Genomic DNA, 14,851 nt, shown 5'->3' with positions numbered 1-14,851 from the left:
CCGCCTACACTTTCTCCACCATGTCTTCCACCACCGCGGCCGCACCGAGCACCGCCGAGACGCGCACGTACCTGGTGCGCACCCTCGGCTGCCAGATGAACGTCCACGACTCCGAGAGGCTCGCCGGCCTGCTCGAGGAGCGGGGCTACCTTCCCGTCGCCGACGTGCCGGAGGCGGCCGCCCGCGCGACGGAGGCGGGCGACGGCGGTGCCGACGTCGTCATCATCAACACGTGCTCCGTCCGCGAGAACGCGGCCACCCGCCTCTTCGGCAACCTCGGCCAGCTCGCCGCGGTGAAGCGGGAGCGGCCCGGCATGCAGATCGCGGTCGGCGGCTGCCTCGCCCAGCAGATGCGCGAGGGCATCGTCGAGAAGGCGCCCTGGGTCGACGTCGTCCTGGGCACCCACAACCTCGACGTGCTCCCTGCCCTGCTCGAGAGGGCCCGGCACAACGCCGAGGCGCAGGTGGAGATCGAGGAGTCCCTCAAGGTCTTCCCCTCCACGCTGCCGACCCGGCGCGAGTCCGCGTACGCGGCGTTCGTGTCCATCTCGGTGGGGTGCAACAACACCTGCACGTTCTGCATCGTGCCGCACCTGCGCGGCAAGGAGCGCGACCGCCGTCCGGGCGACGTCCTGGCCGAGGTCCAGGCCGTCGTCGCCCAGGGAGCCATCGAGGTGACGCTTCTCGGGCAGAACGTCAACAGCTACGGCGTCGGCTTCGGCGACCGCGGCGCGTTCGCCAAGCTGCTGCGCGCCTGCGGGGGCGTCGACGGGCTGGAGCGGGTGCGCTTCACCTCGCCGCACCCCGCCGCGTTCACCGACGACGTCATCGAGGCGATGGCCTCCACGCCGAACGTCATGCCCAGCCTGCACATGCCGCTGCAGTCCGGCTCCGACACGGTGCTGCGCGCCATGCGGCGCTCGTACCGGCAGGCGAAGTACCTCGGCATCATCGAGCGCGTCCGGGCGGCCATCCCCGACGCCGCCATCACCACCGACATCATCGTGGGATTCCCCGGGGAGACCGAGGAGGACTTCCGGGCCACCCTCGACGTCGTCGAGGCGTGCCGGTTCTCCTCCGCCTTCACCTTCCAGTACTCGCCGCGTCCCGGCACCCCGGCCGCCGACCTGCCGCAGGTGCCCGCCGAGGTCGTGGCCGAGCGTTACCAGCGCCTCGCCGCGCTGCAGCAGCGCATCTCCACCGAGGAGAACGAGGCTCAGGTCGGCCGCACCGTGGACGTGCTCGTGGCCGAGGGGGAGGGCCGCAAGGACGGTGCCACCCGCCGGGTCACCGGACGAGCCGCCGACAACCGACTGGTGCACGCCGCGCTGCCCCCGGGCCTGCCGGGCGAGAACCGGCCCCGTCCCGGCGACATGGTCACGGTCGAGGTCACCCACGGCGCGCCGCACCACCTGGTCGCCGACTCCGCCCTCTCGGGCGGGACCTTCGCGGTGCGCCGCACCCGCGCCGGCGACGCCTGGGCCCGCCGCGAGGGCCTGGTCGACGAGCCCCACTCGCACGGGGAGCCGCCGTCACGCCCGGACGGCCCGTCCGGGTTCCCGCGTGCCGACGGCGGCACTCGGCCCGGCGCGGGGTCCACGGGTCCCGCGCCGGCCGGGAGAGGATGGGAGGCGGAGGCCGACGGAAGGGGACGGTGTGGACGAGGGACTGCGTGTCTGCGTGATCGGGGACGAGCTCGTCGCGGGCCTGGGTGACGCCCGGGGCCTGGGCTGGGTGGGGCGCGTGATGGCCCGCACGTCCGCCGAGGAACCCGTCTTCGTGTCCGAGCTCGCCGTCCCCCGCGAGTCCACGACCGCGCTGTCGGCCCGCTGGGAGGCCGAGGCGCAACGACGCTTCGGAGCCCACAGCGACAACCGACTCGTGGTCGGCCTGGGCTCCGCGGACCTGGACGAGGGCCTCTCCCTGGCCCGCTCGCGCCTGAACCTGGCCAACATCCTCGACGGCGCCGCCACCTCGCGCATCGGCTGCTTCGTCGTCGGGCCCCCGCCGAGGCCCGACGTCGACGGCGACGCGCTGGCTCAGCTCTCCCTCGCCTTCGCGGACGTGTGCCAGCGCCGGCACGTGCCCTACGTGGAGACGCACGAGCCGCTGCGCACCCACGAGCAGTGGCACGCCGACGTCGCCGCCGGTGACGGCGTCCACCCCGGCCAGGCCGGGTACGGCCTGCTGGCCTGGCTCGTGCTGCACAACGGCTGGCACGCGTGGCTCGGGGTCCCCTCCGACGCCGCCTGACCTGCCGGCCCGGAGCCGGACCCGACACTCGACGTCCCTGTCGGGGCGAAGGTCCCGGGTGGTCCTGGCTACAGTGGGGAGATGCCCACAGTTGATCTCGGTCTGCCCGGTCCGCCCCGCACGGCGGCCCGCGGCGCGGCGACGCCCCGGCCCGCCACCGACGCGCTCGTGGACACCTTCGGGAGGGTGGCCCGGGACCTGCGCGTCTCGCTGACCGACCGGTGCAACCTGCGCTGCGAGTACTGCATGCCGCCGGAGGGCTTCGACTGGCTGCCCACCGCCGAGGTCCTGTCCGACGCCGAGGTGGTCAGGCTGATCACCGTCGCCGTCGAGCGGCTCGGCATCCGCGAGGTGCGCTTCACCGGGGGCGAACCGCTGCTGCGCAAGGGCCTGGAGAGCATCGTGGCCGCCACCACGGCGTTGCGCACGGACACCGGCGAGGTCCCCGAGACGTCCCTGACCACCAACGGGCTCGGGCTGGAGAGGCGCGCCGCCGGCCTGGCCGAGGCCGGGCTGCACCGCGTCAACGTCTCCCTCGACTCCCTGGACCGCGAGACCTACGCGACCCTCACCCGGCGCGACCGCCTGCCCGACGTCCTCGCCGGCATCGACGCCTCCGAGGCCGCGGGGCTGACGCCGGTGAAGATCAACGCCGTCCTCATGCGCGGCCTCAACGACGCCGAGGCGCCCGAGCTGCTCGCCTTCGCGCTGCGCCGCGGCTTCGAGCTCCGCTTCATCGAGCAGATGCCGCTCGGCCCGCCCGAGATGTGGAAGCGCGGCGAGATGATCACCGCCGGGGAGATCCTCGAGCGCCTGAGCGCCCGGTTCACCCTCACCGCCCACGACCCCGGCGAGCGCGGCGCCGCCCCCGCCGAGCGGTGGACCGTGGAGCCGACCGACGACACTCCCGGCGGCACGGTCGGCGTCATCGCCTCGGTGACCCAGCCGTTCTGCGGTGCCTGCGACCGGACCCGGCTGACCGCCGACGGTCAGGTGCGCACGTGCCTGTTCTCCCGCACGGAGACCGACCTGCGCGGCCTGGTCCGCTCGGGCGCGTCCGACGCCGAGATCGCCGAGCTCTGGCGGACCGCCATGTGGGGGAAGAAGGCCGGGCACGGCATCGACGACCCCGGCTTCCTGCAGCCGCAGCGCCCCATGAGTGCCATCGGAGGATGACATGACCACCCGTCTCGACACCGCCGCGGTCGGCACGCTCACCGCCCACGTCCGCTACTTCGCGGCGGCCGCGGAGGCCGCGGCCGTGCCCGCCGAGGACGTCCCGCTCGCCGACGGCGCCACCGCCGAGGACCTCGTGGCGGCCCTCGCCGAGGCGCACGGGCCGACCCTCGGCCGGGTCCTGGCGATCTGCAGCCTGCTCGTGGACGACGTCGTCCGCGAGGACCGGGACACCCCTCTCGCCGCGCCGGGGGCCTCCGGGGTGCGCGTGGACGTCCTGCCGCCCTTCGCCGGCGGCTGAGGCTCAGGCGCTGCCCGTCCACTCGTGGCTGCCGTCGGGGAAGACCTGGCGCTTCCACACCGGCAGCCGCCGCTTGACCTCCTCCACCAGCTCCGCCGTCGCCTGGAAGGCCTCGGCACGGTGCGCGGCGGAGACGGCCGCGGCGAGCGCCACGTCACCGATCCGCAGGTCGCCCACCCGGTGAACGACGGCGACGGCGTCGACCGGGAACCGCGCGGCGACGTCGGCGGCGACCTCGGCGACGACGCGGCCGGCGGTCGGGTGACCGACGTACTCGATCTCGGTCACGCTCCGGCCGCCGTCGTGGTTGCGGACCACCCCGCCGAACGTCACCACGGCGCCGGCCGCGGGGTCGTCCACGGCGGCGGCGCACTCGGCGACCTCGATCGAGCTGTCGCGCACCTCCGCGAGCACCACCCGGCCCCGGGCGGGCTCAGGCGGGAGGTCTCGGGCGCCGTCATCCCTGACGCTCCGCCCAGCGGCCGGTGCCACCTCGTCGGCGCCTCGTTCGGTGCGGGCGTCGCGGTCGAGGTGGCACTGGGCAGGCCCGCCCTCGTGGCCTCCCTGCTGCTGAGCGCGCCCGGCGGGGCCCTCATCCCGGCGGCCACGGACGACCTGCGGGCGTTCGTCCGGGCGGAGACGGCCGCGCTCGAGGTCGAGGACCTGGACGGTGCCGTCGAGGCGAATCTGTCGTGGTGGGTCGACGGCCCCTTCCGGGAGTCCGACGGCGTCGATCCGGCCGTCCGCGAGAGCGTGCGGGGCATGCAGCGGCGGGCCCTCGAGATCGCCGCCGCCTGGGGCGACGTCGAGGAGGACGAGCTGGACCCGCCCGCGCTCGACCGGCTCGGCGAGGTCGCGGCGCCCACCCTGGTGGTCCAGGGCGGGCTGGATCTCGACGCCATCCGCGACGCGGCGAGACAGGTGACCGAGGGAGTGCCCGGCGCCCGCCGGATCGACTGGCCCGACGTCGCGCACCTGCCGTCCATGGAGCGTCCGGAGGACTTTCTCGACGTGCTGCGCGCCTGGCTGAGGACGTCGAACGTTGCCGCGCCCCGCCCGGCCCTCAGCTGATGTGGGTGTGGATCCAGCGCCTGGCCTCGGGGCGCAGACCGGTCCACGACGCGACGTCCGGGGTGAGCGCCGTGACGAGGAGGCCATCACCGGGGTGCAGGTGCGGCGTGAGCTCGTCGCGGACGTCGTCGGCGGAGCCGTCGGAGACGACGAAGCAGCTCGAGTCGAGTCCCTGGCACGAGGCCGGGAACTGGCTCAGCCGTTCGAGCAGGCCCTGGTACAGACATGCGGGCCGATGCAGGTCGTATGTCACCAGGTATGCCGCCACGGATCCCAAGATATGGGGATACGTCTGACGGCGCGCACTTTTGGAGTGCGACGTTCCAAAACCTCCACCAGGCGTCCGATGGAGACGCGAGAGGCGCTCACAGCCGGTGGATCCCGGCACGGAGCCCGCCGGCGCGGCGCTCGACGAGCCCGTCGGTGTAGAGCACGAGCGTGGTGCCCGGCTCGAGGATAAGCCGCGACTCGGAGCGCCGAGTGCCGGGCCGGACGCCGAGGAGCAGGTCGGAGCCGTCGAGCACCTGCACGGTGCCGTCCGGCCGGACGAGCATCGGGGGCGGGTGACCGATGGTGGCGTGGTGGTCGGGCGCGAAGACGTCGTATCAGTCGACGCTGACGACGTCGCCGCTGGCCAGGGCACGGTGTCTGCGCAGGGTTCTGGCGGAGCAAGGTGGCTGGGTGCGCCGGCGGCCACGCGTGGCTGGGTGCGCCGACGGGGGACCGGCAGGGCCACCCACCGGGCTGGGGTCGGCGCGAGCGCTGCTCGACACCGCGAGCGCGGGTGGTCCGCCACCAGCGCTCACGGTGTCGAGGCGCGCTCGTGCCCGGGGCGGCAAGGTGCGCGAGGCGGGATGCGCACTCGTGCCCGAGGTGGGGGGAAGCACCGACACCGGGAGGACGACGGGGGAGCGGGTCGATTCCGTCGCCTCGCCGTCGTCGCTGCGGCCTGGGCCTCGCCGTCGTCGCTACGGCCTGGGCCTCGCTGTCAGCGCGCCCCTGAGCTCGCCTTCTCGGTCCGCTCGGCGGAGCCGCGCTCCGCCGCCTCGGCGAGGTCCTGCTCCGTGGGCGCGGGAACGGCCTCCTCCCCGGCGTCGGGCAGGACCGCCGCGGCGAGGTCGCCGTCGGCGGGAGCCTCCGTGGCTGCCGGGCCGCCTTCCCGGGCAGTCGCCTCGGCGTCGTCCGCGGGCTCGTCGGTGTCAGCCGGCGCGGCGTCGTCCTGCGCCGCCTGGCCGCCGTCGGCCGCCACCTCGACGGAGACCGCCTGGCCGTCGGCCGCCGCCTCGGCGGGCACCACCTGCGGCGCGGGTGCCGCGAAGGCGTCCAGCGGGACGTTGGTGCCGGTGAGCGTGGCGAGCATCTGCCGGACGTGGCGAGCTGGGCGTTGATGCTGTCGCGCCGCTGCGTGGCGGCCGAGAGCTCGCGCTCGGACTCCGTGCGCACCCGCTCGGCGCGGGCCCGGGCCTCGCCGGGCACGGCCAGGGCCGACGCCCTGGGGCTGACGGCCGGACGCCTCGGGCGCCCGGGACGCGCCGGCATCACCGACCCCGGGACGGAGACCCGGTTCCCCCCGCCACGCCCCGGCGTCGACCCTGGTGGACGGCGTGCCACGCTCGCTGCGCGTGGCGGCCGGGTGGTCCTGGCGGCTGATCGTCGTGGCGGCGGCGATCGCGCTGCTCGTCTATCTCGTCGCCACGTTCCAGACGATCGTCGTGGCGGTGCTCGTCGCCCTGCTGCTGGCGGTCCTCGTCGAGCCGATCGCCGTCTGGCTGCGGCGGGTCCTGCACTTCCCCCCGGACCCTCGCCGCGCTCACCGCGCTCCTGGCGCTCGTGGCGTTCGTCGTCGGCCTGCTCGTCCTGGCGGGCCGCTCGATCGTGGAGGGCTTCGGCGCACTCGCCGACCGGGTCGAGGTGGCGGCGCAGGACGGCATCGACTGGCTGGCGGACGGTCCGCTCGGCATCGACGAGCAGCAGGTTCAGGGCTACCTCGACCAGGCGACCGGCCAGCTGCAGGCGAACTCCGACCGGCTCGTCAGCGGCGTCGTCGGGGTCACCAGCTCGGTGACGTCGGTCGCGACCGGCGCGGTGATCGCCCTGTTCTGCCTGTTCTTCTTCCTCAGGGAGGGACGGCGGATCTGGCACTGGTTCGTCCGCCTCGCCCCCGTGGGGGTGCGCCACAGGATCAACGAGGCCGGCATCCGCGGCTGGACCACGCTCGGCGGCTACGCCCGCACCCAGATCCTGGTGGCGTTCGTCGACGCCGTCGGCATCGCCGCCGGTGCGGCGATCCTCCAGGTGCCCCTCGCCCTGCCCATCGGCATCCTCGTCTTCCTCTTCTCCTTCATCCCCATCGTGGGTGCGTTCATCTCCGGCGCGGTCGCCGTCGTCGTCGCCCTGGTGGACCAGGGCCTGGTCACGGCCCTGATCATGCTCGCCATCGTGCTGGCGGTGCAGCAGCTTGAGGGCAACGTGCTCCAGCCGTGGCTGCAGGGCAACGCCGTCTCCCTGCACCCCGTCGCGATCCTGCTGGCGGTGACCGCCGGCACCGGCATCGCGGGCGTCCTGGGCGCGCTGTTCGCGGTGCCGGTCGTGGCCACCATCAACACGGTGGTCCTCTACCTCTACGGGCACGACAAGTACCCCCAGCCTCGACCACGACATGCACCGGCCCGGCGGTCCGCCCGGCGCCGTCTTCGAGTCGATCGCCAGCGCCTACGCCCACATCGCCGACTCCGACAAGAACGCCGACGGCGGCGACCCGTCCGCCGCCACCCCGGAGGACGGCGCGGCGCACCCCGCGGAGGCCCGGTCCGCCGACGACGGCGCCCCCGACGAGAACCACCGGCTCCAGGGCCCGCGGTGACGACGTCCGAGCGCGCGAGGTCTGCGACCGCCGACTTCGACCACGACACCTTCGCCGCGGCGGCCCGGGCGCTCGCGGGCGTCGTGCAGCGAACCCCGGTGGAGGAGTCCACCACGCTGGGCCGCGTCCTCGGGGCGCCGGTCCACCTCAAGGCGGAGAATCTGCAGCGCACGGGGTCGTTCAAGATCCGTGGTGCGTACGTGCGCATCAGCCGGCTCAGCGAGGCGGAGAAGGCCCGCGGCGTCCTCGCCGCCTCGGCCGGCAACCACGCCCAGGGCGTGGCGCTGGCGGCCCACCGGCTCGGCATCCCGGCGAAGATTTTCATGCCGGTCGACGCCGCCCTGCCCAAGGTCGCGGCCACGCGGCAGTACGGAGCGGAGGTCGTGCTCGAGGGCGAGAACCTCAACGGCGCCATGGCGGCGGCGCTCGCCGAGGTGGAGCGCACCGGCAGGGTTCTGATCCACCCGTACGACCACCCGGACATCGTGGCGGGCCAGGGGACCATCGGGCTGGAGATCCTCGAGCAGGTGCCCGGCGTGCGGACCGTCGTCGTGCCCACCGGGGGAGGGGGCCTGCTGGCCGGGATCGCCGCGGCCGTCCACAGCGTCGACCCGGGCATCGACGTCGTCGGGGTGCAGGCCGCCACGGCCGCCGCCTACCCGGCCTCGCTCGCCGCGGGGCACCCGGTGCTGCTGGAGGACCTGCAGACGATGGCGGACGGCATCGCCGTCGGGATGCCCGGCGACGTCCCGTTCCGGCTGATCCAGGAGCACGTGCGCGAGATCCGCACCGTCTCCGAGGAGCAGCTCTCGCGCGCCGTCCTGCACGTCGTCGAGCGTGCCAAGCTCGTGGTCGAACCCTCGGGAGCGGCGGGTGTGGCCGCGCTGCTCGCGGACCCGGCGGCGTTCAGGGGCCCCGTGGTGGTGGTGCTCTCCGGCGGCAACGTCGACCCGCTCGTGCTGCTGCGCATCATCCGCCACGGCATGACGGCGGCCGGGCGCTACCTGCAGATGCGGGTGCTCGTCCAGGACGCCCCGGGCAGGCTCGCCGGGCTGCTGGACAGGCTCGCCGCCTCGGGCGGGAACGTCGTCAGCGTCGAGCACACCCGGACCTCGGCGGGGCTCGCGGTCGGCGAGGTCGAGATCTCCGTGGAGCTGGAGACCAAGGGGCCGGAGCACTGCCAGAGCGTGCTCGAGGCGCTCCGTGCCGCCGGCTACACGATCCTGGCGCCTGAGCGCACGGCCTCGGGGGCTGCCGCCTGGTCGCGGCGCCGCCTGCGCCGCCCGGCGCCGAGGCAGCACGGCACCGACGCGCATCGTCGCGGACACGTCCGGGCGTGGACGCGCAGACGACGACGGGCCGCCCCCAGGGGCGGCCCGTCGTGAGTTCTCGCTCAGCCCCGGAAGGGCTTGACCTCGCCGATCCTGACCTCGATCCGGGCCCCGTTCGGCGCTTCGTAGGTCACGGTGTCGCCGGCCGACCGGCCCACCAGCGCCGCACCGAGCGGAGAGGACTCGGAGTACACGTCGATGTCCACGTCCACGGCGCCCTCGCGGGAGCCGAGCAGGAACGTGCGTTCCTTGCCCGCGATGGTCGCGGTGACGACCATGCCCGACTCGACGATGCCGTCGTCCGGCGGCGGCTCGCCCACGTGCGCGTTGCGGAGCAGCTCGGTGAGCTGGACGATCCGCGCCTCCTGCTTGGCCTGCTCCTCGCGCGCGGCGTGGTACCCGCCGTTCTCCTTGAGGTCGCCCTCCTGGCGCGCCGCGTCGATCTTCTCGGCGATGTCGTGCCGCCCGCGGGTCGTGAGGTGCTCGAGCTCGGCCTTGAGCCGGTTGTACGCGTCCTGGGTGAGCCAGGTGGTGCTCGTCTGTGTCACGGCTCCTCCTCCGAATACGTTCGTGCCCCCGGTCGCAACGCGTGTGCGGCCGAGGCAACGGGACTGGTCTCGCCCGGGCGCTCGCACCACGTGCGCCGCTCCGGGGCGGCGTGTAAAGGCTCGAGTGTAACAAAGGCGGCTCCGCGCCCGGTGCTTCCCCGCGCCGTGGGGGGCGCGTGCCGGGTAGCAGGTATTGGGGGGTGGACTCAGCCGGCGTCGAGGGTCCGGCACTGCTCCACGCTGCCCGTCGTGGCCTTCTCGGTGGTCGCGACGTGGACCTGGTGGGAGGTGACCTGCTCGTCCAGCGGGCCGATCTCCACCTCGCGGAAGCCGACCTCGGTGAAGGACTCGTTCAGCGCGATCACCGTGCAGGTGACCGTCGACCCGGGCTGCGCACGCAGGTTGAAGCGCACCGTCGTGGTGCCGGCGTCCTCGACCGTGAAGCCCAGGTTGTCGGCGACGACGGCCGGCCGGGTGAGGTTGGACGCCTGGACGGCCAGCCCGCCCACGACCAGCAGTGCGGCCACGACGGCGAGGACGACGAGGCCCCGCCGCCCTCGCCGCGCTCCGCCGTACCGGGCCGCCATGACGGCCGGGTCGCCGCCGCGTGGCTGTCCTGCGGGGTCGGTCACCGAGGTCCCTCCTTCCGGGCGCCGGCCTCCACCGGGAATGGCGTAGGCACCCCGGGCGCTGATGCGAGACCATTGTCCCCGGAAACGACGACGAGAGGCGCCGCGCAGGCGGCCGACCTGGAGGAACACGGTGACCCACGAGGCGTTGCGGCTCATGGCCGTGCATGCGCACCCGGACGACGAGTCGAGCAAGGGGGCCGCTACCTCTGCCCGGTACGCGGCGGAGGGCAACCGGGTGCTGGTGGTGACGTCCACGGGCGGCGAGCGCGGCGACATCCTCAACCCCAAGCTCGAGGGCGACCCCGAGATCCTCCGGGACATGCCGGGCTACCGCCGTCGGGAGATGGCCGCGGCCGCCGAGGCGCTGGGTATCGAGCACGTGTGGCTGGGGTTCGTCGACTCCGGTCTGCCGGAGGGTGACCCGCTGCCCCCGCTGCCCGAGGGGTGCTTCGCGCTCGAGCCGCTCGAGGTGCCCGTCGGGGCGCTGGTGCGGCAGATCCGCGAGTTCCGGCCGCACGTCATGACCTGCTACGACGAGAACGGCGGCTACCCGCACCCCGACCACATCATGGCGCACAAGGTCGCCGTCGCCGCGTACGAGGCGGCCGCCGACCCCGACGCCTACCCCGAGGCGGGCGAGCCGTGGGCCGTGCAGAAGCTGTACTACGACATCTCCTTCTCCGTCGCCCGCATCGAGGCGGTGCACACGGCGCTGCAGGAGCGGGGGATCACCTCGCCCTTCGAGGAGTGGTTCGAGACGCGCCGGGACCGTCCGCACCGCAGGGCCACGGCGCGCATCGAGTGCGCCGCGTACTTCCCCCGGCGCGACGCGGCGCTGCGTGCGCACGCCACGCAGATCGACCCGGACGGGTTCTTCTTCCAGGTGCCCCGTGACGTCGAGAGGGAGATCTGGCCCTTCGAGGAGTTCCAGCTGGCCCGTGCCCGGATCGACGTCGGCGACGAGATCGAGGACGACCTGTTCGCGGGCGTCGTCCCCGAGGGGCTGCCCGTCTCGCCCGTCGCCTCCGGCGCGGACGACGGCGGCCGCGATGGCAGGCTTGAGGGATGACCTACGTGCTTTTCGCGGCGTCGCCCACCCCGGCGCCGGAGCCCACCGAGATGGAACCGTGGGAGGTCAGCCCCGGTCTCATGGGCTTCCTCCTCGGGTTCTTCGTGCTCGCGGTCGCCGTCGTCCCGCTGTTCCGCTCGATGGCCAAGCACATGCGCCGCGTCGACCACAACGAGCGCCTGCGGCGGGCGGCGGAGGAGGCCTCCCGTGACGGAGCGCCCTCGGGCGGCGGCACGCCCGGCGGCGCGGCCGCCCGCACGGCACGTCGGTCCGCCGCGCCAGGGACGGGCGAGGCGCGCCGGCCGGGGTGTGCAGGATCACGGCGCCGGAGCGGCGGAAGGGTTCGGTGACGGACCGGCGTGCGTGCTAACGTTTCGTTCGCTGTCCGAGCGAGCGCGAGTGGCGGAATAGGCAGACGCGCACGGTTCAGGTCCGTGTGCCCGAAAGGGCGTGGGGGTTCAACTCCCCCCTCGCGCACAGCAGAGAGTGGCGGGATCCCGGCGATGCTGGGGCCCGCCACTTTTTTCATGCTCTGTTGTGGGTGAGTCTGTCGTCCTCACATGGCCGGAACTCTTGATCACCTTGGCCCTGTGGCCCTCGCACGACACCTCTCCGCTGCATGGCGTCTTCCGGTGCGTGATGGTCGCCGTCGCCGGGGTGGTGGTGCTGGTGGCGCTCGTGCCGCCCGCCCGGCGGCCACGGCTGCCGGGTCCGGTGCGGCACGTGGTCCCCCGGCCGGCGGGCGCGATTCGGCGGTGGTGGGCGGACGGGACCGCCGGACCGTTGCGGTGACTCGATCCGCCCCGTGCGTGAAGATCCCATGGGATACCCGGATGCCGTCGAGGGTCGTGCATCGTTGCAGGAGCGCGCGTGAAACGGCGAACTTCTCGTCTAACCTGCGCACTTTCCGGTCGGGTCTTCCGGCAGGCGATATCGGGTTACTACCGTCCTGCCCGCGGCAACGACGCCGCACACCGCTCCCTCCCCCCCAAGGAATGCCACCATGACCCAGACGATGCCGTGGGCCCGCGAAGCCGCCTGCGCGAATACCCCGCCCGAAACCCTCTTCGTGCGCGGTGCCGCGCAGCGCTCCGCACGCGAGATCTGCTTCAGCTGCCCGGTCCGGACCGCCTGCCTGGTCGAGGCGCTCGGGTCCGAGACCGAGTTCGGGGTCTGGGGCGGCCTGACCGAGCGGGAGCGCCGCGCACTGCTCAGGCAGAACCCCGGCGTCACCGACTGGGCCAAATGGCTGGACGCCAACGACCTCGAGAGCGAGTACCCCTCGCTGCGGGCCGCCCGGATCCGTGCGGCGCGGGCGTTGGCCGGCGTCTGAGCTCCGACCACGTGCGCCTGGATGTTTCGAACCTGACCGCCTGACCCGCGATCGCGCCGCGTCGAGTGGCTCGCCGACGTGCGTCGGAGCCTCGCGGCACAGAGGCAGTCATGGACTACATCGACTCATGCGTAAGGGCGAGATGGGCGCGGAGGGCGACAACTCGTCGGCGCACCCGTCGACATCGTGCGGCCGCCAACGCTTCTCACGGCGGCCGGGGGCGACTCAGAGGCCGTCGCTGCCGGTCAGCTCGTCGCGGCGAAAGGTCCGGTGGTCCTCACGCACCTGCACTGACGGACGGCCCTCCGGGTGCGCCGCACGTCGCCGGCGCGTCGATCCCTTGCCCATGGAGATGATCCACAGCGTGAGCAGGACGAGGATGACCGCGGCGAGGATCCATGCGCCCGTGTCCATGTCGGCCTCCTCGCCGTCGAGGTATCACCAGGCTCCTCCTCGGCGCTTCGCCGGTCAACGACTTCTCCACCGGCGATGGCCTGGAACGGCAGGTGCCGACTCCCTCATGACCCCCGGCACAACCTTGAGCAAGCCGCTCACCTCGGACGGGCCTGGCGAGCCGGCTGCCTCGCCGACCGAGGGCATGACGGCCGGCCGACTCCTCCTTCGGAAGGCGGACAGCAGTTCGGTCCTGCGACCGAGGCGCCAGCGGAGCGACCGCCGCCACCATGGACGCATGACCACAACCCGCGTCACCACCGACACCCTCCAGATCCGCTTCACCCGCAGGGAGAAGATCGCCGGCCTCGTCCGAGACATCGACCTGCCCCTCGACATCGTGCGGGACGCGAGGGTGGTCCCGGACGGACTGGCGGCGACCCGTGGGCTTCGTGCCCCCGGCCTCGGCCTCCCCGGCCTCCGCATGATCGGCACCTGGCGACGTCCCGGGCACAAGACCGTCGTCTCCGTCCGCCGCGACCGCCCGGCGGTCCAGATCGTCGTCGACCACCCCCCGGTTCGACGGCCTGCTGCTCGCCGTCGACGAGCCGGAGGAGCTCGTGGCCGCCATCCACGGCCGCTGACCGACGGCGCGACAGCAGACACCCGGTGACGCTCGGCGAGGCCTTCGACGCCTGAACGAGCGGCGGACGGTGACCGACCATAACGTGGACTCATGAAGCTACTGGGGTACGTGCGGGTCGACCGGATGGGCGACGACGACAGCGAGCAGCACGACACCCTGCGTGGCGTCGGCGTCCGGCCGTCAGGCATCTTCGCCGACGTGGCGGGCGGCACGAGCCCGGCGAGCTCGCGGCCCGGATGGCGACTGCTCCTCGAGGAGCTGCGCCGCGGCGATGCCGTCGTCGTCACCGAGCTGCGCACCTTCGGGGAGGACTGCACGGACGTCGCGCTCACGCTCGGGGCGCTCGAGCACATGGGCGTGACCGTGCGCGCGATCCGCGAGGGCCTCGACACCGGTGAGCGGCCCGGGCCGACGCTCCGTGCCCTCGCCCACCTGCTTCAGCGCGGCCGGTCCGCTCCGAACCCGGCCGCAGCCTGAGCGCGACCGGCTGGCGACCGGGACGCACCCGGGAACCAGTTCCGACGTCCGAGAACTGACCTGCAAGGGCAGGACTTCTGTCCCGCTTTGCCGGGTTTGGCCCGTCCTACGTTTGTCCCGTAGGAAGCAGGACCGGTCCGATACCGGGACTGCCGCAACGCGCGGGCCGCTCATGGGGAGTCGCCCGCACCTGACGGGAACACAGCCATGAACAGCAGCATCGCCAAGGTCGCCGGCATCCTCGCCATCGTCGCCGGAGCGCTCTTCGTCCTCGCCGGGGGCGTGACGTGGGGTCTGATCACCACCAACCTGGCCGAGCAGAACATCACGGTCGCCGAGGACTCCAAGATGCTCCCGGGCGACGACGTCAACGGCCCGTTCTCCGCCTTCGCGCAGGCGCAGATCATCGACGAGCACGCGATGGCCGGCACCGAGGGGCGTACCTACGCCGAGCTCGGGGGGCCTGGTGAAGGAGGCCGAGGCGGCGGGTGACACGGCCCTGGCCGAGGAGCTGCAGGGCCAGCGCACCACGGTCATGAACGCCTCGTTCCTGCGGGCGTCGCTGTTCACCTCGGTGGTCTCCTACGGGGTGGCCGCCTTCGTGATGGGCATGGGTGTGCTGATGGTGGTCCTGGGTGCCGCGTTCCGCTCGCTCGTGCCGGCGGCCGCCCCCGAGGTCGCCCGCGCCGTCCGCGCCGACGCGGTGCCGGTCCCCGTGACGGCCTGACCCCCAAGGCAGCCACGCACAGCGGCCCGCC

At 73.6% G+C, this 14,851-nt stretch carries 20 protein-coding genes, 1 tRNA gene and 2 pseudogenes; 16 read left to right on the top strand and 7 right to left on the bottom strand.

The window, feature by feature from the left end:
- Positions 1–20 precede the first annotated feature (20 nt).
- From miaB to DA06_RS11230, 4 genes are all read left to right on the top strand, one after another.
- The gene (gene miaB, locus DA06_RS11245; protein WP_418607731.1) at positions 21–1,715 is read left to right on the top strand and encodes a tRNA (N6-isopentenyl adenosine(37)-C2)-methylthiotransferase MiaB; all 1,695 of its coding nucleotides are present in this window, start codon (positions 21–23) and stop codon (positions 1,713–1,715) included.
- Positions 1,657–2,253 (top strand): GDSL-type esterase/lipase family protein, encoded by a 597-nt coding sequence (locus DA06_RS11240; protein ID WP_043500041.1) that lies wholly within the window; start codon positions 1,657–1,659, stop codon positions 2,251–2,253. Before miaB ends, DA06_RS11240 begins: the two co-directional genes overlap by 59 nt.
- Positions 2,254–2,334: 81 nt before the next feature.
- On the top strand, positions 2,335–3,429 hold the full coding sequence (gene moaA, locus DA06_RS11235; protein ID WP_043500038.1) for a GTP 3',8-cyclase MoaA: 1,095 nt from the start codon (positions 2,335–2,337) through the stop codon (positions 3,427–3,429).
- A 1-nt stretch (position 3,430) separates the two neighbouring features.
- Entirely contained in the window at positions 3,431–3,730 is a 300-nt protein-coding gene (locus DA06_RS11230; RefSeq protein WP_043500036.1) for a MoaD/ThiS family protein, read from the top strand.
- Positions 3,731–3,733: 3 nt separating this feature from the next.
- Here the strand turns inward: DA06_RS11230 and DA06_RS11225 are convergent, their stop codons facing one another.
- A complete protein-coding gene (locus DA06_RS11225) occupies positions 3,734–4,222 on the bottom strand; it encodes a molybdenum cofactor biosynthesis protein MoaE (protein ID WP_418607728.1) in 489 nt (162 codons plus the stop codon).
- Positions 4,223–4,261: 39 nt separating this feature from the next.
- Between DA06_RS11225 and DA06_RS11220 the strand changes: the two genes are divergently transcribed.
- Positions 4,262–4,801, top strand: coding sequence for an alpha/beta fold hydrolase (locus tag DA06_RS11220; RefSeq protein WP_418607726.1), 540 nt, complete (start codon positions 4,262–4,264; stop codon positions 4,799–4,801).
- Here the strand turns inward: DA06_RS11220 and DA06_RS11215 are convergent.
- From DA06_RS11215 to DA06_RS11205, 3 genes are all read right to left on the bottom strand, one after another.
- Positions 4,794–5,054, bottom strand: a complete 261-nt coding sequence (locus DA06_RS11215) for a hypothetical protein (RefSeq protein ID WP_043500027.1) — start codon at positions 5,052–5,054, stop codon at positions 4,794–4,796. The genes DA06_RS11220 and DA06_RS11215 overlap by 8 nt on opposite strands.
- A 112-nt stretch (positions 5,055–5,166) precedes the next feature.
- The gene (locus DA06_RS11210) at positions 5,167–5,373 is read right to left on the bottom strand and encodes a PP2C family protein-serine/threonine phosphatase (RefSeq protein ID WP_418607976.1); all 207 of its coding nucleotides are present in this window, start codon (positions 5,371–5,373) and stop codon (positions 5,167–5,169) included.
- A 416-nt stretch (positions 5,374–5,789) separates the two neighbouring features.
- Entirely contained in the window at positions 5,790–6,161 is a 372-nt protein-coding gene (locus tag DA06_RS11205) for a hypothetical protein (RefSeq protein WP_052436656.1), read from the bottom strand.
- Positions 6,162–6,631: 470 nt separating this feature from the next.
- Between DA06_RS11205 and DA06_RS11200 the strand changes: the two are divergent.
- Together DA06_RS11200 and ilvA are read left to right on the top strand one after the other, a co-directional pair.
- Positions 6,632–7,357, top strand: a pseudogene (locus DA06_RS11200) (AI-2E family transporter); the annotation flags it as partial.
- Between the two features lie 390 nt (positions 7,358–7,747).
- Positions 7,748–8,887, top strand: a pseudogene (ilvA, locus tag DA06_RS11195) (threonine ammonia-lyase); the annotation flags it as partial.
- Positions 8,888–9,057: 170 nt separating this feature from the next.
- On the opposite strand, the gene greA reads toward ilvA, so the two are convergent.
- Together greA and DA06_RS11185 are read right to left on the bottom strand one after the other, a co-directional pair.
- On the bottom strand, positions 9,058–9,543 hold the full coding sequence (gene greA / locus DA06_RS11190) for a transcription elongation factor GreA (protein WP_043500012.1): 486 nt from the start codon (positions 9,541–9,543) through the stop codon (positions 9,058–9,060).
- A gap of 206 nt (positions 9,544–9,749) precedes the next feature.
- Positions 9,750–10,175 (bottom strand): DUF4307 domain-containing protein, encoded by a 426-nt coding sequence (locus tag DA06_RS11185; protein ID WP_052436654.1) that lies wholly within the window; start codon positions 10,173–10,175, stop codon positions 9,750–9,752.
- 154 nt (positions 10,176–10,329) lie between these two features.
- Here DA06_RS11185 and mca point away from each other — a divergent pair, with 154 nt between their 5' ends.
- The 5 genes from mca (at position 10,330) to DA06_RS11160 (ending at position 12,577) form a co-directional block, all read left to right on the top strand.
- The gene (gene mca / locus DA06_RS11180) at positions 10,330–11,244 is read left to right on the top strand and encodes a mycothiol conjugate amidase Mca (RefSeq protein ID WP_052436655.1); all 915 of its coding nucleotides are present in this window, start codon (positions 10,330–10,332) and stop codon (positions 11,242–11,244) included.
- Positions 11,241–11,594: a hypothetical protein gene (locus DA06_RS11175; RefSeq protein WP_418607724.1), complete on the top strand. Its 354-nt coding sequence runs from the start codon at positions 11,241–11,243 to the stop codon at positions 11,592–11,594. The genes mca and DA06_RS11175 overlap by 4 nt, the downstream gene beginning before the upstream one ends.
- 43 nt (positions 11,595–11,637) lie before the next feature.
- Positions 11,638–11,721 (top strand) — tRNA-Leu (locus DA06_RS11170).
- A 105-nt stretch (positions 11,722–11,826) separates the two neighbouring features.
- On the top strand, positions 11,827–12,036 hold the full coding sequence (locus DA06_RS11165) for a hypothetical protein (protein ID WP_418607722.1): 210 nt from the start codon (positions 11,827–11,829) through the stop codon (positions 12,034–12,036).
- A gap of 211 nt (positions 12,037–12,247) precedes the next feature.
- Positions 12,248–12,577, top strand: a complete 330-nt coding sequence (locus tag DA06_RS11160) for a WhiB family transcriptional regulator (RefSeq protein WP_043499999.1) — start codon at positions 12,248–12,250, stop codon at positions 12,575–12,577.
- Positions 12,578–12,802: 225 nt separating this feature from the next.
- Here the strand turns inward: DA06_RS11160 and DA06_RS11155 are convergent, their stop codons facing one another.
- Positions 12,803–12,991: a hypothetical protein gene (locus tag DA06_RS11155; protein WP_043499997.1), complete on the bottom strand. Its 189-nt coding sequence runs from the start codon at positions 12,989–12,991 to the stop codon at positions 12,803–12,805.
- Positions 12,992–13,268: 277 nt separating this feature from the next.
- Between DA06_RS11155 and DA06_RS11150 the strand changes: the two genes are divergently transcribed.
- The 4 genes from DA06_RS11150 (at position 13,269) to DA06_RS11135 (ending at position 14,820) form a co-directional block, all read left to right on the top strand.
- Positions 13,269–13,643 carry a hypothetical protein gene (locus tag DA06_RS11150; RefSeq protein ID WP_418607721.1) on the top strand — a complete coding sequence of 125 codons (375 nt, stop codon included), beginning with the start codon at positions 13,269–13,271 and terminating at the stop codon, positions 13,641–13,643.
- A gap of 63 nt (positions 13,644–13,706) precedes the next feature.
- Complete coding sequence (locus DA06_RS11145; RefSeq protein WP_052436653.1) at positions 13,707–14,093, top strand: recombinase family protein; 387 nt, start codon at positions 13,707–13,709, stop codon at positions 14,091–14,093.
- A gap of 207 nt (positions 14,094–14,300) precedes the next feature.
- The gene (locus DA06_RS11140) at positions 14,301–14,585 is read left to right on the top strand and encodes a hypothetical protein (protein WP_052436652.1); all 285 of its coding nucleotides are present in this window, start codon (positions 14,301–14,303) and stop codon (positions 14,583–14,585) included.
- A complete protein-coding gene (locus DA06_RS11135; RefSeq protein WP_052436651.1) occupies positions 14,560–14,820 on the top strand; it encodes a hypothetical protein in 261 nt (86 codons plus the stop codon). The genes DA06_RS11140 and DA06_RS11135 overlap by 26 nt, the downstream gene beginning before the upstream one ends.
- Positions 14,821–14,851 lie beyond the last annotated feature (31 nt).

Origin of the sequence: Georgenia sp. SUBG003, assembly GCF_000715355.2 — a bacterium.
Taxonomy (GTDB): domain Bacteria; phylum Actinomycetota; class Actinomycetes; order Actinomycetales; family Actinomycetaceae; genus Georgenia.
Note: the sequence above shows the minus strand (reverse complement) of the source record. Positions and strands in the feature narration are given on the sequence as shown.

Bases quoted from the DNA above. Each gene is read 5' to 3' on its own strand.
- DA06_RS11175 (WP_418607724.1), top strand. From the start codon at position 11,241: ATGACCTACGTGCTTTTCGCGGCGTCGCCCACCCCGGCGCCGGAGCCC.
- mca (WP_052436655.1), top strand. From the start codon at position 10,330: ATGGCCGTGCATGCGCACCCGGACGACGAGTCGAGCAAGGGGGCCGCT.
- DA06_RS11150 (WP_418607721.1), top strand. From the start codon at position 13,269: ATGACCACAACCCGCGTCACCACCGACACCCTCCAGATCCGCTTCACC.
- DA06_RS11230 (WP_043500036.1), top strand. From the start codon at position 3,431: ATGACCACCCGTCTCGACACCGCCGCGGTCGGCACGCTCACCGCCCAC.
- DA06_RS11205 (WP_052436656.1), bottom strand. From the start codon at position 6,161: ATGCTCGCCACGCTCACCGGCACCAACGTCCCGCTGGACGCCTTCGCG.
- DA06_RS11155 (WP_043499997.1), bottom strand. From the start codon at position 12,991: ATGGACACGGGCGCATGGATCCTCGCCGCGGTCATCCTCGTCCTGCTC.
- DA06_RS11140 (WP_052436652.1), top strand. From the start codon at position 14,301: ATGAACAGCAGCATCGCCAAGGTCGCCGGCATCCTCGCCATCGTCGCC.
- moaA (WP_043500038.1), top strand. From the start codon at position 2,335: ATGCCCACAGTTGATCTCGGTCTGCCCGGTCCGCCCCGCACGGCGGCC.
- DA06_RS11145 (WP_052436653.1), top strand. From the start codon at position 13,707: ATGAAGCTACTGGGGTACGTGCGGGTCGACCGGATGGGCGACGACGAC.
- miaB (WP_418607731.1), top strand. From the start codon at position 21: ATGTCTTCCACCACCGCGGCCGCACCGAGCACCGCCGAGACGCGCACG.
- DA06_RS11160 (WP_043499999.1), top strand. From the start codon at position 12,248: ATGACCCAGACGATGCCGTGGGCCCGCGAAGCCGCCTGCGCGAATACC.